The following is a 14,864-nucleotide window of genomic DNA, read 5'->3' as shown; positions in this document are numbered from 1 at the left end:
GGGCAGGTCGTCACGCCCCGACCGCCCTCCGCCAGCGCTCGGCATAGGCCGCAGCGGCCGGGTCGCCTTCGACCACCGCCGCGTCATGCGCCACATGCCGTTCCATGCGTGCCAGCAGCGCCGCTCCGATCGAGGTTCCCGTCGCACTCCGCTTGATTGGTTCCACCGGCCGTCCCGTCGCCGCCGCGAGCATGCGCAGGTAAAGCGCGTTGCCGGCAAAGGGGCCCTCCACCACGGTGTGGTTCGAGGCCCCGGTGAGCATCAGGCACTCCGCCGTCATCATCGCTAGGTAGAACGAGACGACGACATAGACCGCGTCGTCATCAAGCTGTTCGCGCGGCACCGTCCACTGCGCCTGGCGTCCGGCGAAGGGGCCAGAACCCTGCACCACCGAGGGCGTCAGCATTATGCCTTCGCTCAGCACGCGCGCGATCGTCGCCTCACCCGGCTGCCGCGGCGAGGTCAGCATCTCGAACTCGCGCCCGCCCATGAACCGTGCCGAGGGGACCGGGCGGCCGAACGCATCGATATTGGCGAGGCAGTCGCGGCTCGGATCGAGATCGTCTATGTCGCCACCCGGCGAGGCCACCACCACCCAGGTACCGGTCGAGACCAGCCCGAACGGCGGATCGCGCTCGAGGAGGTGCGGCAGCAGCGAGGCATTGGAATCGTGGATGCCCGAATAGACCGGCAGCGGGCGCTTCAGCCCGAGTGCCGCGGTGACCGCCGGCAGCGTCACGCCGAGCACATCCGAGGCCGGCCGCACCTCTGGCAGCTTTTCGAGCCAGCCTTCCTTCATAACCAGTGATGAATAGAGGTCTGTGGTGAAGTTCCACAGGTCCGTGTGGCAGCCCCACGAGGTGATTTCGGCAGCCGCGACCCCCGTCAGGCGGAACGACCAGTATTGTGGATAGGGCAGGATCCATCGGGTCGCGGCGAAGGCGTCGGGAAAGCACCGCGCCTGCCAGAACAGCTGTGCCCCGACATTCAGCCCGCCCGGTAGCCGCGGCGTGAAGCTTTCGGAGAAATCCGGACGGACGGTGTCATACTCGGCCCAGAGCTGGTCGGGGCCGGCGAACTCGTAGTCGAGCACCGGCAGGGCGAGGTTTCCGTTCGTATCGACCAGCGCCGCGCTCGCGCCATGCGTCGTGACGCTCAGCGCATCGAGCTCGATCTCCTGGTTGAGCTCGCGCAGGGCTTCGAGCGCGAAGGTCCAGAGCGCATCGATGTCGTAGTGCGGGTACTTGCCGCCCTTGATCACCGTGTTTGGGCGCTTCCGCACCGCGAGTTCCGTGCGCGTCTCGAAATCGACCACCGCCACCTTGGCGTTGGATTTGCCGATGTCGATGACGCCGACGCGATTGATGCTCACTTCCGAACCATCCGGTAGACGATGGGCAGGGCGATGACGAGGATCAGCAACAGGCCGATGAAGATCGACATCACGATGCCCGGCACGTTGAGGAGGCCCATGCCGAATGTCACGAGCCCCATGATGAAGGCGGCGATGACTACGCCGGTGATCGAGCCGGCGCCACCGAGGATGGAAACGCCGCCGAGCACAACCATGGTGACGACTTCCAGTTCCCAGCCCTGCGCGATCGAGGGCCGGGTCGAACCGAGCCGGCTGGTCAGCAGCACCGAGGCGATGCCAGCCATGAGTCCCGTGAGGCAGAAGAGGATAAACTTGATCCGCTCGACCCGTACGCCGGAAAATTGCGCTGCGGTGGCATTGTTGCCGATGACGAAGATGCGGCGCCCGAAACTGGTGCGGTGCAGCACGACGTAGAAGATCACGGCGAGGACGAGGAAGAGCACGAACTCGAAGCTCACCACCCACCAGACGTAGCCCTGCCCAAAGAAGGCGAAGCTCTCCGGGTAGCCCTTATAGGCCTGGTCACCGAGCATGATGTAACTGATGCCGCGGAAGAGGCTCATCGTGCCGATGGTGACGACGATCGAAGGCAGCTCGAGTCGGGTCACCAGTGCACCGTTGAACACGCCGCACAGCAACCCCGTGCCGATGCCGATGGCCACCAGCACGGGCGTATCGGCGCCGTATTGCAGCGCCAGCCCCATCATCGTGGAGGCTAGCGCGATGATTGCCGCGACGGAGAGGTCGATCTCGCCCGAGATGATCAGCAGCGCCATGGCCAGCGCGATAATCGCCTTCTCGGTGAAGTTGAAGGTCGCGTCGGAAAGCGACCACGGCGACAGGAAATACGGCGAGGCGAAGGAGTTGGCGATGAAGATCACCACCGCCACGACCAGCAGCAGCGTCTGCCAGCTGAACAGCGTCGAACGCAGCGGATTGTCCAGCCGATCCGGAATGTGCCGGGTGGCCCGGGTCTGTTCGTTCATGCCCGTGCCCCTTCGGCCTGCTTGAGGATGATCCGGCCACCCTTTCTCTCCCCGCGCGCATTGAGCACGACGGCGAGGATGATGGCGGCGCCGGATATGGCCATCTGCCAGAACGGCGATACGCCGATTACCGGCAAGGCCGAGTTGATGACGCCGAGGAACAGCGCGCCGAGCAGGGCCGAACTGACCGTGCCGACGCCGCCCGCAATGGACACCCCGCCGATCACGCAGGCCGCGATCACCTGCAGCTCATACCCCGCTGCTGTCTCCGACGAGGCGATGACATAGCGCGACACCCAGAGATAGCCGCAGAGCCCGGCGACGAGGCCGGAGATGCAGAACGCGATGAACTTGGTCCGCCCCACATTGATGCCGGCATAGACCGAGGCCGTCGGGTTGACGCCGATCGCGTAGATCGAGCGGCCGATCGGCGTGCGCGTCATCAGCACGTAGAAGGCAATGGCGATGACGATGGCTGCCCAGCTGAGCAGCGGCAGGCCGAGCAGCTCGATGCGCGTGCCAGCAATAAACTCCGGCGTCATCTCGTCCGCGTTCACCCAGGTGCCGCCGGCGATGAGGAACGTCGTGCCGCGATAGATGGTCAGCGTGCCGAGCGTCACGACGATGGCTGGGATATCGAGCTTCCACACGAGAAAGCCGTTGATCGCACCGAAGGCAAGCCCGAGGAGCGGCGCGGCCAGGATCAGCACCGGCACCGGGATCCCCGGCATCGCCTGGTTGACCAGCGCCACGACCATGCCGGAAAGGGCGACGTTCGAGGCAATGGAGAGATCGATCGAACGGGTGAGGATCACCACCATCTGCCCGAGCGCCAGGATCATCAGGATGGCGGTGTTGTTGAACACATCGGCCAGGTTGCCCGGCGTCGCAAAGCTCGGGGCGCGCCAGATCGCGATGGCGGCGATCATCGTGGCAATGCCGAGCGCCAGCCAGAACTCGCGCGTTCTCAGGATGCGGTTCATGCCGCCACCTCATGGGCGCCGATGGCGCGCTTGACCAGCGCGTCGGCCGTCAGGTCCTTGTTGTCCAGAATGGCGTCGATCCGGCCCGAGCGCATGACGACGATCCGGTCCGACATGCCCATCACTTCGGGTAGCTCCGACGACACCATGATCACCGCCAGCCCTTCAGCCACCAGCTCGGCCATGAAGGCGTGCACCGCGGCTTTCGAACCGATGTCGATGCCCTTGGTGGGTTCATCGAGAATGATCACCTTGGGTTGCGTCGCCAGCCATTTGGCGATCACCACCTTCTGCTGGTTGCCGCCGGACAGCGTGCCGGCGTTCTGGCTGAGCGATGCGGCGCGGAGGTCGAGGCGCTCGGTGTATTTTCGCGTTAGCGCGAACTCCTCCGCCATCTGCAGGAACCCCTGGCGTGAGGTCTTCCTGAGGGAGGGCAAGGTGACGTTCTGGACAATCGGTAGATCGACCACCACGCCCTGCTTGCCGCGCTCCTCCGGCACATAGACGATGCCGGCCTCGATCGCGTCGGCGGGCGAGTGCGGGTGGAAGGGCGCGCCGTCGAGCGTCATCGAACCGCGCGAGGTTCTGGTCAGCCCGAAGATCGCCTGCATCACCTCGGAGCGCCCAGCGCCGACGAGCCCGTAAAAACCGAGGATCTCGCCGCGCCTGAGCTCGAACCCGATATCGTCGAACTCGGTCGGATGGCTCAGCCCGTCGAGCTTCAGCACCGGCGCGCCGATCGCCGGCGTGCGCTCCGGGAAGATGTGGTCCACCGAGCGCCCGACCATCATCCGGATAATCTCGTTCTGCGGCGTCTCCTTGATCAGGCCCTTGCCCACCATCTCGCCGTCGCGGAACACGGTGTAGCGGTCGGCGATGCGGTAGATCTCGTCGAACTTGTGGCTGATGAACAGCACGGCCTTGCCGTCTTCCTTGAGGAGGTCGACTAAGACGAACAGGTCCTCGATCTCCTTGTGGCTGAGCGCGGCGGTCGGCTCGTCCATGATCACCACTTCGGCGTCGATCGACATCGCCCGCGCCACGGCGACGAGATGCTTGTTGGCGATCGACAGGTCACGCAGCCGCGCCTCCGGGTCGATGTGCCCGGCACCCATGTCGTTGAGCACCTGCCGCGCGTTCTTGCGCATGGTGCCCCAGTCGATGGTGCCGAGCCGGCTCTTCGGCGCATGGCCGAGATAGATGTTTTCCGCGACGCTCAGGTCGTCGAACAGCACGGTTTCCTGGTGGATTGCGGTGATGCCGAGCTCGAACGCCTTGTGGGCGGAGCTCAAATGCACCGGCTTGCCGTCGATGGCGATCTCGCCCACGTCAGGCTGGTAGATGCCGGTCAGCACCTTCACCAGCGTCGACTTTCCGGCCCCGTTCTCGCCGATCAGCGCGGTCACCTGACCGGGGTAAAGCTCGAGGCTCACCTCATGCAGCGCCCGCACGCCGGGAAAGGTCTTGGTGATGCCGGTGAGGGTGAGCTTGGGTTGGGACATACTTGTCATTCTATGCTGGGCCTCGCCCTTGCCTCACACTCGGTGTCATCCCAGCGAAAGCTGGGACCCAGCTCTCGGCTGGCACGAGCGGCGCCATGGGTCCCAGCTTGCGCTGGGATGACAGCCATTGGGTTGGCGAAGGCCGGGCCTTCCACCACAAACAAATAGCCCGGCAGCATTCACCGCCGGGCCGAAAACCCTCGGATCAATAGATCTTCGAGAACTCTTCGATGTTGGTCTTGTCGAACTGGAACGGCGCAGCCATGGCGGCGCTGTTGGTGTCGTCGAGCGTGATCGAGCCGACGCGGCCGATCGAGATCGTGGCACCCGGCTCGGCCTTCGCCGTGCCCTTGGCCAACTGGTAGGCGATCTGCACGGCCGAGTAGCCGAGGTCGATCGGGTTCCACAGCGCCACGGCCTGCGACGCGCCGTTGTCGATGAACTTCTTGAACTCCGACGGGAGCGCCAGGCCGGTGACGTTGATCTTGCCGATCAGGTTGTCGTCAGTGACAACCTGCGCTGCCGCCACGACGCCGACCGTGGTCGGGGCAATGATCGCCTTGAGGTTCGGGTAGGTCGAGATCAGGCCCTTGGCCTCATTGGTCGATTTCACCGAGTCGTCATCGCCATAGACGGTGGCGACGATGTTGAGCTTGGGGAACTTCTCGGGCTGCGCGGCCTTCGCCGCTTCGATCCAGGCGTTCTGGTTGGTCGCTGTGGACGAAGCCGAGAGGATCGCCACGTCGCCGCCATCGGGCAGGTAGTCGGCCGCGAGCTTCAGGATGGTCTCGCCGATGAGGTTGGTGTCGGACGGATTGAGATGTACCGAGCGGCCTTCTGGAGCCACGCCCGAGTCCCAGCTGATCACGGTAATGCCGCGTTCCATCGCCTTCTTCAGCGCCGGAACGAGTGCGTCCGGATCGTTAGCCGAGATCGCGATGGCGTTGACGTTCTGGGCGATCAGCGAGTTGATGATCTCGATCTGGCCTTCGGCGGTCGCCGTGGTCGGGCCGGTATAGATCACCTCGACATCGCCGAGCTCCTTGGCTGCTTCCTGCGCGCCCTTGTTGGCGGCATCGAAGAAGCCGTTGCCCAGTGACTTCACGACGAGGGCGATCTTGGTCTGGGCCATGGCCGGGGCCGCGAACATGACGGCAGTCAGGGCCGTCGCGACGGCCAGTTTCTTGAGTAAGCTCATTGGTTCCTCCCTGAGCGGTTTGGTAGTCGTCGTTATTGCCAGCCGGTCAGGCGACCGACTGGGATTTCTGCTCCGCGGCATCCACCACGGTCAGCTCAATGCCCGCCTTCTCCAGCATGGTGCGATCTTCGTCGCGGATACCGCTGTCGGTGATGACGGAATGGATGCGATCGAGCCCGCAGAGAATAAGGCTTGAGCGCGCGTCGAATTTCGAGGAATCGGCGAGGACGATCAGTTCCTCGGCCTGGTTGATCAGCGCCAGCTCGGACTGCACAACCATCGGGTCCGCTTCCATCAGCCCGTGCTGGCCAAGGCCCTGGCAGCCGATGAACATGCGCTTGGCGTAGAAATGCGAGGCGACCACGCCGCCGAAGGGCGACAGGATGACGTTCTGCTCGCGATAGATCGTGCCGCCGGGGATAACGACGCTGTTGCGAGAATTGTGGATCAGGAACTCGGCGATGCCGAAGCTGTTGGTGAACACCGAGAGCCGGCGGCCCGTCAGGTAGTGCACCATCTGGTAGGTGGTAGTGCCGCCATTGATGATGATCGGCTCGCCGTCCTTGCAGAGTTCGGCCGCGGCGCGCGCGATTGCGCGTTTGGCGGCGATATTGATCGTTTCGTTGACCGAGAACGGCCGTCCGATCAGGCCGCCTTGTTCCGGCGGATTGATCGCCTCGGCCCCGCCGCGTACTCGGCGCAGCCGGTTCTGCACGTGCAAGGCCGCGATATCGCGCCGGATCGTCGCCTCCGACGTGCCGGTGATTTCCACCAGCTCGGCGACGGTCGCCAGCGGCCGTGCCTGCACGGCGGCCAGAATGACCCTATGGCGTTCGGTTTCGTGCATCTCGTCTCCCTGTGGTGAGTCATTTTCACCAAAAACAGTCAGTGTCAATCACGTTGCGGCAGATGCATACGACTTTTGACGCTTTCTGATGGTTTCTGATTGACAGTGGCCCGCGCCCAGCGCTAGTCCCGTCCTAAACAAGCGGCAAATATGTCTACCGGGAGGAGCCTATGTCCAGCACAGCGCCCGCGCGCCTTCAGAACCTTTGGGATGATGCCAAGGCGGCCGGGATGACGGAGCCCGAGCGGCTGGTCTATCGCTCCAATATCCTCGGCTCCGACAAGCGCGTCACCAACTATGGCGGCGGCAATACTTCGTCGAAAATCTGGCAGAAGGACCCGCTCACCGGCGCAGAGGTCGAGGTCCTGTGGGTGAAGGGCTCCGGCGGCGACTCCGCCTCGATCAAGCTCGACGGCTTCTCGACACTCTATATGGACAAGCTCCGCGAGCTGAAGAACCTCTATCGCGGCGTCGAGTTTGAAGACGAGATGGTCGGCTACCTGCCGCACGCCACCTTCAACCTCAATCCACGCGCCGCTTCGATCGACACCCCGCTCCATGCCTATGTGAACCACCCCTACGTGGACCACATGCACCCGGACGCGATCATCGCCATCGCCGCGTCGAAGAACTCGAAGGAACTGACCCAGCAGATTTTCGGCGACACCATCGGCTGGCTGCCGTGGAAGAAGCCGGGCTTCGAGCTCGGCCTGTGGCTGGGCAAGTTCTGTGAGGAGAACCCCAACGCCAAGGGACTGATCCTCGAGTCGCACGGCCTCTTCACCTGGGGCGACACGCCCAAGGAGTGCTACGAGACTACCATCGGGATCATCAACCAGGCCATCGAGTGGTTCGAGAAAGAGACCGCCGGCAAGACCATCTTCGGTGGCGCCGCGGTCCAGTCGCTCGATGCCGCCGCACGCCGCGCCGTGGCCGCCAAGCTCATGCCGAAGATCCGCGGCCTCATCTCCGAGGACAGCCACAAGCTCGGCTATTTTGACGACAGTCCAGCCGTGCTGGAATTCGTCAACTCGAAGAATCTGCGTCCGCTGGCTGCCCTCGGCACCTCGTGCCCGGACCATTTCCTGCGCACGAAAATCCGGCCGCTGGTGATCGAGTTCGATCCAGCCAATCCGGATGTGGATGCGGTGATCGCCAGGCTCGCCGAAGATGTCGCCGCCTATCGTGTCGACTACCAGGCCTACTACGACCGCTGCAAACACGAAAACTCGCCCGCCGTGCGCGACCCCAATGCCGTGGTCTACCTGATGCCCGGCGTCGGCATGTTCACCTTCGCCAAGGACAAGACGACGGCCCGCATCTCAGGCGAGTTCTACGTCAACGCCATCAACGTAATGCGCGGCGCCTCGACCGTCTCGACCTATGTCGGCCTGCCTGAGCAGGAGGCCTTCGACATCGAGTACTGGCTGCTCGAAGAGGCCAAGCTGGCCCGCCTGCCCAAGCCGAAATCGCTGGCCGGCCAGATCGCGCTGGTCACCGGCGGCGCCGGCGGCATCGGTAAGGCCACGGCCGCGCGGCTCTTGCGCGAGGGCGCCTGCGTGGTGCTGGCCGATATCGACGAGACCGCGCTGGCCGAGGCAACTGCCGAGCTCGGTAAGGTGTTCGGCGCCGACTTTGTCCGCCCCGTAAAGCTCAACGTCACGCAGGAAGCCGTGGTCATCGCCGGCTTTGCCGAAACGGTGGTCGAGTTCGGCGGCCTCGATATCCTCGTCTCCAACGCCGGCATCGCCTCGTCCGCGCCGATCGAGGAAACCTCGCTCGAGCTCTGGAACAAGAACATGGACATCCTGTCTACCGGCTACTTCCTCGTCTCGCGTGAAGCCTTCCGGCTGTTCCGCCAGCAGAAGATCGGCGGCAACGTGGTGTTCGTGGCTTCGAAGAACGGGCTCGCAGCCTCGCCCAACGCCTCAGCCTATTGCACCGCCAAGGCCGCCGAAATCCACCTCGCCCGCTGCCTCGCGCTCGAAGGCGCGGAGGCGCAGATCCGCGTCAACGTGGTGAACCCTGACGCAGTGCTGCGTGGCTCGAAGATCTGGGCCGGCGAATGGCTCGAGCAGCGCGCCTCGACCTACAAGACCGACAAAGAGGGCCTCGAGGACATGTATCGCCAGCGCTCGCTGCTGAAGCGCTCGGTCTTCCCCGAGGACATTGCCGAGGCCATCTACTTCTTCGCCTCCGACATGTCGGCCAAGTCCACCGGCAACATCATCAACGTCGACGCCGGCAACGCACAGAGCTTTACGCGGTAACGAAGAGCCCCCTCACCCGCCCTTCGGGCACCTTCTCCCACGAGGGGAGAAGGCCCGACTGAGAAGCTGCGGGTGGCCTTCTCCCTTGATGGGAAAAGGTGGCCGACAGGCCGGATGAGGGTGGAGCCACACGTACAAGAGGGGAGAGAACATGACCGATCAACTCATCGACCAGTCAGTGGTCGACCAGACCAACGACAAGGCCCGCGACGCGCTCGATGCGGACTACGTGCATCTCGGCGAGCAGCTGGCCCGCCGCGGCATCGACATCGATGCGGTGTTGGAAAAGGTCTCGGCCTACACCGTCGCCGTCCCCTCCTGGGGTGTCGGCACCGGCGGCACGCGCTTTGCGAAATTCCCCGGCCAGGGCGAGCCGCGCGACATCTTCGACAAGCTCGAGGATTGCGCCGTCATCAACCAGTTGACCCGCGCCACCCCCAGCGTCTCGCTTCACATTCCGTGGGACAAGGCCGATCCGAACCGCCTGAAGCAGGCCGCCTCGCGCTTCGGCCTCGGCTTCGACGCGATGAACTCCAACACCTTCTCCGACGCCGTCGGCCAGAAGCACTCCTACAAATACGGCTCGCTGGCGAACTATGCGAAAGAGACGCGCCAGCAGGCCATCGAGCACAATCTCGAATGCATCGAGATCGGCCAGACCATCGGCTCGAAGGCCCTCACCGTGTGGATCGGCGACGGCTCGAACTTCCCCGGCCAGGTCAATTTCACGAAGGTGTTCGAGTACTATCTCGACGCCATGAAGGACATCTACGCCGACCTGCCTGATGACTGGAAGCTCTTCACCGAGCACAAGATGTACGAGCCGGCCTTCTACTCCACGGTCGTGCAGGATTGGGGCACCAACTACCTGATCGCCACCGAGCTGGGCGAGAAAGCCCAGTGCCTCGTCGACCTCGGCCACCACGCGCCCAACGTCAACATCGAGATGATCGTCGCCCGCCTGATCCAGTTCGGCAAACTCGGCGGCTTCCATTTCAATGATTCGAAGTACGGCGACGACGACCTCGACACCGGCTCGATCGACCCCTACCGGCTATTCCTTGTTTTCAACGAGCTGGTCGACGCTGAACTGCGTAAGGCCAAGAGGTTTGCTCCCGCCCACATGCTCGACCAGAGCCACAACGTCACCGACCCGATCGAGTCACTGATCCGCTCGGCCAACGAGGTCCGGCGTGCCTATGCGCTGGCGCTGCTCGTCGACCGGCAGAAGTTGGCGGACTATCAGCAGTCCAACGATGCACTTATGGCCTCCGAAAGCCTCAAAGGAGCGTTTCGTACAGACGTCGAACCGATCCTTGCCAAGGCCCGCTTGAATGCCAACGGCGCCATCGATCCCATCGCCGCCTACCGCGCTGCCGGCTACCGGCAAAAGGTTGCGGCCATCCGCCCGGCCGTCGCCGCCGGCGGCGGCGGCATCGTCTGACGCGAAACCGTTCCCTCCCCCTTTTGAGGGGAGGGGAACGGAGCCCAGGGCGTCAAGCCGCCTCCCTCGCCAGCAGCCCCTCGATCTCGTCCATCGCAGCCTTCGACAGCGCCCCCTTCTCGATCGCCCCCAGATTGTCCCGCACCTGCGCCTCGGTCTTGAAGCCGGGGATCGGTACGGTCAGGGGCGAGCGGGCAAGGACCCAGCCCAGCGCCCCCTGCGCTATCGTCCGTCCGCCGCTCGTCAGCACGTCCCTGATGGCATCTAGCCTGCGCAGCGCCTCTGGCATCGGCCGGCCATCCCTGAAGTCGCGCACCCAACTGTGCCCGGCCCCACGCACATCGTCGGCAGGCAGCTGCGACGTCGCAGTGAACTTGCCGGTGAGGAACCCCATAGCCAGCGGCGACCGGATGAGGTTGGGGAGCCGATGCGCCTCACTGACGGCGATCATATCCGGCCCGTCGCGGAAAACGTCGAGACCCTGCTGCACCGCCTTGAAGTGTGGGAAATGCAGCACTTTGCGTACTGCCGCCGCATCGTCCGTGCTCCAGCCCCAGGCCGCGATGTCGCCCGCTTCGGTGCGCCGCTCGAGTGCGGGGCCAAGGAGCTCCATCGCCGCCGCGGAAGCGTCGCCTACATGTAGCTGGTAAAGGTCGATCCGGTCCCGTTTCAGCCGCTTTAGCGAGCCAGCCAACGCCTGCTCCATGTAGGCTGGCGTTACATCTGTGCCGGTCAGCGCCCGTTTGGCACGGTCATGGGTGAAGCCGAACTTGGTGGCGATCACCACGTCCTGCCGATTGCCGAAGGCCTCGCCCAGCACCTCTTCGCTGTGACCAGTGCCATAGGCGTCCGCCGTGTCGAACACGCGGGCACCGAGATCGTGGGCAAGCGCCAGCGCCCGCTGCGATTGCGCATCGTCGACCTCGCCCCAGCCGTCCTGCCGCCCATCCATGGTGAACGGACCGCCGATCGCCCAGCAACCGACGCCGACCCGTGGCACTTCGGCTCCACTCCAAAGCTTCAAAGTCGTTCTCATTGGCTGCCTCCGGCGTTCATGAATTCGCGACTCTCCACCTTGGCGGACACCGCGATCCCGCGCCGACGCGGGATGTGTGGATGCGGGCTCGACATCACGGCCTGCCCGCGGACCGGCAGCCAGGCCGGCTCCGCCGTTGTCAGCTCGCCGCGAACGAAAGCCGGGATCTGCCCGCGGGCGATGCCGATATCGGCAAGGATGTGATCGTCCTGCTGCCGCAGCCGTTCGATATCGTCATGCAGCCACAGCCATTGGCTGAACCGGCGGAAAAGCTCTTCAAGCATTTGCGTCTCCTTCATCGGCGCAAAACGAGTTCGGTGTTGGTTGCGCCGCGGCGCGTCCTCTTCCGGTCATTCGCCTTGCTGCTTGCCCGGAAACCGCTGTTCCCATGAGGCTTCCAGATGCTCCATACTTGCGCATCAAGTTGTTGAACCGATACAAGGAAGATCGCAACGGGCTTTGCAGGAATGAAAAATGGCCGACGACGCCTTTGCCTGGGATGATCTCCGCCTGTTCCTCGATGTCGCTCGTCTCGGCGGCCTGTCACCGGCAACGGCGACCACCGGCCTCAGCGCCGCGACGCTCGGCCGCCGTGTCACCGCGCTCGAACATCACATCGGCGAGCCGCTCTTCGTGCGTCGCCAGACCGGCTACGAGTTGACCCGTGCCGGCGAGGAGCTGTTGAAGCACGCCGAGGAAGTCGAGCAGGCCATGCTGGCGGTAAGCCGCTGGCGCGATGGCAATATCGGCGAAAAGATCATCCGCATCTCGGCCGGCACCTGGACCTCGGCCTTCATCTCCCGCCATATCGGCGCGATCTGGCACGTCGACGACGGCATCCGCATCGAGCTCGTTACCGCCAATGAGAAGGTCGATATTGGCCGCCGCGCCGCCGATATCGGGCTACGTGCCGCCCGGCCGACCGAGCCCTTCCTCGCCGGTCGCCAGATTGGCAAGGTGGCGCACGCGCTCTATGCCGGCCGCCACCTGATCAATGGCGTCGAGGCCGGCATGTTCGTCGGCGTCGTCGGCGACGCGGCCAAGCTCGCCTCGGCCCGTTGGCTGATGGCGCACCACGGCGACCGCGTCGGCGTGCGCGGCAACAATCCGCAGACCGTGGCCGAACTGGTCGCGGCGGGCGCCGGGCTCAGCATCTTTCCCTGCTTTGCCGCCGACAGCGATCCACGCCTGGTGCGCGTTGCCCCGCCGATCACCGAGCTGATGCAGGAGCAATGGCTCGTCACCCACCACGATGACCGCCACCGCCCGGAAGTCCGTCGCGTCGCCGACCGCATCACCGCGCTGATGCAGGAACATGCGCCGCTGTTTCGCGGCGAACGCCGCCAACCTTAACCGGTCGGCAATCCGGCTCGTCGACTATGTTGAGGGGAATGCAGTCGAAGGAATATGCGATGCGCGCCAGCGCTTTCGTCGTGGGTCCGCCCGATGGGCCGGGAGCCGCTTTGGCCGATCTCGCCCGCGGGCTCGGCTTTGCCAGCGTCCACGCCTATACGAGCCTCGCCGCTGCCGAGGCGCAGGCCCAGCAGCTGCCGCTGATGTTCTTTCTCTTCGCTGCCGTCGACGATGTCCGCGACCTTAAATCGGCTGCCGACGCGATCCGCTTCTCTCCCGGCCGCCGCATCCGCTTTTGCCCGATGGTCTATTTCTCCGAGAGCCCCTCGCTCGAGGCCATTCGCACCTGCGTCGAGATGGGTTTCGACGACGTCATCACCCTGCCGTTCACTTCGGAACGCGTGTCGCGGCGGCTCGATCGGCTGGTCGATCACACCCAGGTCTATTTCGAAACCGCCGACTATCTCGGCCCCGACCGCGGCGCCCGCCGCACCCATAGCCGGCAGGGCAGCCAGTACCGGCGCCTCGAAATCATCCGCACCGCCATGGGCGGCGTCAGCGTGATGCGCGACGAGATGCAGGTCGCGGTGTAGCTTGCCTGCATCGCTGCCTACCAATTGATCATATTGTCCAAGGTCCGCTTGCCCGATTGAACCGATTTTATTACGGTCCGCGCCTTCCTTTGCGAGTTCCTTAGCTTATGAGATTCGGTATCGATCTGCCGCCGCAGCAGCGCGTCTATGGCGGCTTCTTCATTTACTCGTTCTGCATGGGCAGCCTGCCGCCGCGCCTGCCCGACATCCAGCGTGCCATGGGCGTCGAGGAGGGTGGTCTCGGCTTCGGCCTGATCGGCGCCGCTGCCGGCACGCTGATCTCGCTGAGCCTCGCCGGCCCCTGGCTCGAAAAGTTCGGCTATCGGCGTTCGATCCTGACGCTCATTCCGCTGCTGGCGCTGTTCTACGCCATTGCCAGCTTTGCCGGCGGCCCGCTCGCCTTTTTCCTCCTGCTGCTGCCAGTCGGCCTCGTCATTGGCGGCATCGAGATCATCCTCAACCTCGAGGCCGATCGCACCGAGCACCAGCTCGGCTACCGCATCATGAACCGGGCGCACGCCTTCTGGAGCTTCGGCTTCTTCTCGGCCGGCATCATCTCCGCCGGCGTCGCCCAGACCGGGCTCGAGGTGCACACGCACCTGCTGCTGATGATTCCGGTCGTCATCCTCGGCGTCGCGCTGCTGCTCGGCCGCTTCGAGCCGGCGCCGCACCGCACCGGCGGCTCGAGCGACGAGACCAAGGGTTTTGCGACCCCCACCCTCGCCATCATGATCCTCGTCGTCGTCACCCTCTCGGCCATGATCATGGAGGGCGCCGGCATCGACTGGTCGGCCATCTACATGCGCGACGAGTTCCAGGTGACCCCGTTCCTCGCCGGCTTCGCCGTGGCGCTCGGCGCCTTCACCCAGGCGGTGACGCGCTACTTCATCGATCCCTTCGTCGAGCGTCATAGCCCGACGGTGGTCTCCCGCGTGCTGCTCTCGATCCTCCTCGTCGGCACGCTGTTGATCTTTTTCGCCACCGCCGACTGGATGGCGCTGCTCGGCTTCGGCCTTGCCGGCGTAGGCACTTCGGCGATCTTCCCGCTTGCCATGTCGGCCGCCGCACAGCGCACCGATCGGCCGGCTGCCACCAATGTCGCCTCGTTGGCGCAGACCTCGTTCGTCGCCTTCCTCCTCGGGCCGCCACTTCTGGGCTATATTGCCGAGCACTTCGGCATCCGCTGGTCCTTCGGCATCGGGATCCCGCTCGTCATCCTGAGCCTGATCTTTGCCGATGCCCTGGGCAAGAAGCCGCTCCGCCATGAAGTCGACTGA

Annotated in this window: 13 protein-coding genes; 5 read left to right on the top strand and 8 right to left on the bottom strand. The window is 64.6% G+C overall.

The features are described 5' to 3' along the window. Positions 1-10 precede the first annotated feature (10 nt). The 6 genes from ACOYW5_RS14005 to ACOYW5_RS13980 all read right to left on the bottom strand — a co-directional run bounded on the left by ACOYW5_RS14005 (position 11) and on the right by ACOYW5_RS13980 (position 6,891). Positions 11-1,372 (bottom strand): FGGY-family carbohydrate kinase, encoded by a 1,362-nt coding sequence (locus ACOYW5_RS14005; protein WP_423065505.1) that lies wholly within the window; start codon positions 1,370-1,372, stop codon positions 11-13. Next, complete coding sequence (locus ACOYW5_RS14000; protein ID WP_423065504.1) at positions 1,369-2,361, bottom strand: ABC transporter permease; 993 nt, start codon at positions 2,359-2,361, stop codon at positions 1,369-1,371. The genes ACOYW5_RS14005 and ACOYW5_RS14000 overlap by 4 nt, the downstream gene beginning before the upstream one ends. Continuing rightward, entirely contained in the window at positions 2,358-3,344 is a 987-nt protein-coding gene (locus ACOYW5_RS13995) for an ABC transporter permease (RefSeq protein ID WP_423065503.1), read from the bottom strand. The genes ACOYW5_RS14000 and ACOYW5_RS13995 overlap by 4 nt, the downstream gene beginning before the upstream one ends. Next, on the bottom strand, positions 3,341-4,846 hold the full coding sequence (locus tag ACOYW5_RS13990) for a sugar ABC transporter ATP-binding protein (protein ID WP_423065502.1): 1,506 nt from the start codon (positions 4,844-4,846) through the stop codon (positions 3,341-3,343). Before ACOYW5_RS13990 ends, ACOYW5_RS13995 begins: the two co-directional genes overlap by 4 nt. Before the next feature lie 205 nt (positions 4,847-5,051). Then, positions 5,052-6,044 (bottom strand): rhamnose ABC transporter substrate-binding protein, encoded by a 993-nt coding sequence (gene rhaS / locus ACOYW5_RS13985; protein WP_423065501.1) that lies wholly within the window; start codon positions 6,042-6,044, stop codon positions 5,052-5,054. A 46-nt stretch (positions 6,045-6,090) separates the two neighbouring features. Next, complete coding sequence (locus ACOYW5_RS13980) at positions 6,091-6,891, bottom strand: DeoR/GlpR family DNA-binding transcription regulator (protein WP_423065500.1); 801 nt, start codon at positions 6,889-6,891, stop codon at positions 6,091-6,093. A gap of 170 nt (positions 6,892-7,061) precedes the next feature. Between ACOYW5_RS13980 and ACOYW5_RS13975 the strand changes: the two genes are divergently transcribed. Beyond that, complete coding sequence (locus ACOYW5_RS13975; protein ID WP_423065499.1) at positions 7,062-9,161, top strand: bifunctional rhamnulose-1-phosphate aldolase/short-chain dehydrogenase; 2,100 nt, start codon at positions 7,062-7,064, stop codon at positions 9,159-9,161. A 151-nt stretch (positions 9,162-9,312) separates the two neighbouring features. Next, positions 9,313-10,605 carry an L-rhamnose catabolism isomerase gene (rhaI, locus tag ACOYW5_RS13970; protein ID WP_423065498.1) on the top strand — a complete coding sequence of 431 codons (1,293 nt, stop codon included), beginning with the start codon at positions 9,313-9,315 and terminating at the stop codon, positions 10,603-10,605. A gap of 52 nt (positions 10,606-10,657) precedes the next feature. Here rhaI and ACOYW5_RS13965 read toward each other — a convergent pair whose 3' ends face one another. Further along, on the bottom strand, positions 10,658-11,641 hold the full coding sequence (locus ACOYW5_RS13965) for an aldo/keto reductase (RefSeq protein ID WP_423065497.1): 984 nt from the start codon (positions 11,639-11,641) through the stop codon (positions 10,658-10,660). Then, on the bottom strand, positions 11,638-11,925 hold the full coding sequence (locus ACOYW5_RS13960; RefSeq protein WP_423065496.1) for a DUF1127 domain-containing protein: 288 nt from the start codon (positions 11,923-11,925) through the stop codon (positions 11,638-11,640). Before ACOYW5_RS13960 ends, ACOYW5_RS13965 begins: the two co-directional genes overlap by 4 nt. A 190-nt stretch (positions 11,926-12,115) precedes the next feature. Here ACOYW5_RS13960 and ACOYW5_RS13955 point away from each other — a divergent pair, with 190 nt between their 5' ends. From ACOYW5_RS13955 to ACOYW5_RS13945, 3 genes are all read left to right on the top strand, one after another. Further along, complete coding sequence (locus tag ACOYW5_RS13955) at positions 12,116-12,994, top strand: LysR family transcriptional regulator (protein ID WP_423065495.1); 879 nt, start codon at positions 12,116-12,118, stop codon at positions 12,992-12,994. A gap of 59 nt (positions 12,995-13,053) precedes the next feature. Continuing rightward, positions 13,054-13,587 carry a hypothetical protein gene (locus tag ACOYW5_RS13950; RefSeq protein ID WP_423065494.1) on the top strand — a complete coding sequence of 178 codons (534 nt, stop codon included), beginning with the start codon at positions 13,054-13,056 and terminating at the stop codon, positions 13,585-13,587. Between the two features lie 107 nt (positions 13,588-13,694). Next, positions 13,695-14,864 carry an MFS transporter gene (locus ACOYW5_RS13945; RefSeq protein ID WP_423065493.1) on the top strand — a complete coding sequence of 390 codons (1,170 nt, stop codon included), beginning with the start codon at positions 13,695-13,697 and terminating at the stop codon, positions 14,862-14,864.

The organism is Devosia sp. CN2-171 (genome assembly GCF_049354815.1).
Classification (GTDB): domain Bacteria; phylum Pseudomonadota; class Alphaproteobacteria; order Rhizobiales; family Devosiaceae; genus Devosia_A.
The sequence above is the reverse complement of the archived record's forward strand: the minus strand, read 5'-3'. Positions and strand labels throughout refer to the sequence as shown.

What these genes read in the sequence shown, in the direction of transcription:
- ACOYW5_RS14000 (WP_423065504.1), bottom strand. Translation starts at nt 2,361, where the DNA reads ATGAACGAACAGACCCGGGCCACCCGGCACATTCCGGATCGGCTGGAC.
- ACOYW5_RS13995 (WP_423065503.1), bottom strand. Translation starts at nt 3,344, where the DNA reads ATGAACCGCATCCTGAGAACGCGCGAGTTCTGGCTGGCGCTCGGCATT.
- ACOYW5_RS13990 (WP_423065502.1), bottom strand. Translation starts at nt 4,846, where the DNA reads ATGTCCCAACCCAAGCTCACCCTCACCGGCATCACCAAGACCTTTCCC.
- rhaS (WP_423065501.1), bottom strand. Translation starts at nt 6,044, where the DNA reads ATGAGCTTACTCAAGAAACTGGCCGTCGCGACGGCCCTGACTGCCGTC.
- ACOYW5_RS13980 (WP_423065500.1), bottom strand. Translation starts at nt 6,891, where the DNA reads ATGCACGAAACCGAACGCCATAGGGTCATTCTGGCCGCCGTGCAGGCA.
- ACOYW5_RS13975 (WP_423065499.1), top strand. Translation starts at nt 7,062, where the DNA reads ATGTCCAGCACAGCGCCCGCGCGCCTTCAGAACCTTTGGGATGATGCC.
- rhaI (WP_423065498.1), top strand. Translation starts at nt 9,313, where the DNA reads ATGACCGATCAACTCATCGACCAGTCAGTGGTCGACCAGACCAACGAC.
- ACOYW5_RS13965 (WP_423065497.1), bottom strand. Translation starts at nt 11,641, where the DNA reads ATGAGAACGACTTTGAAGCTTTGGAGTGGAGCCGAAGTGCCACGGGTC.
- ACOYW5_RS13960 (WP_423065496.1), bottom strand. Translation starts at nt 11,925, where the DNA reads ATGCTTGAAGAGCTTTTCCGCCGGTTCAGCCAATGGCTGTGGCTGCAT.
- ACOYW5_RS13955 (WP_423065495.1), top strand. Translation starts at nt 12,116, where the DNA reads ATGGCCGACGACGCCTTTGCCTGGGATGATCTCCGCCTGTTCCTCGAT.
- ACOYW5_RS13950 (WP_423065494.1), top strand. Translation starts at nt 13,054, where the DNA reads ATGCGCGCCAGCGCTTTCGTCGTGGGTCCGCCCGATGGGCCGGGAGCC.
- ACOYW5_RS13945 (WP_423065493.1), top strand. Translation starts at nt 13,695, where the DNA reads ATGAGATTCGGTATCGATCTGCCGCCGCAGCAGCGCGTCTATGGCGGC.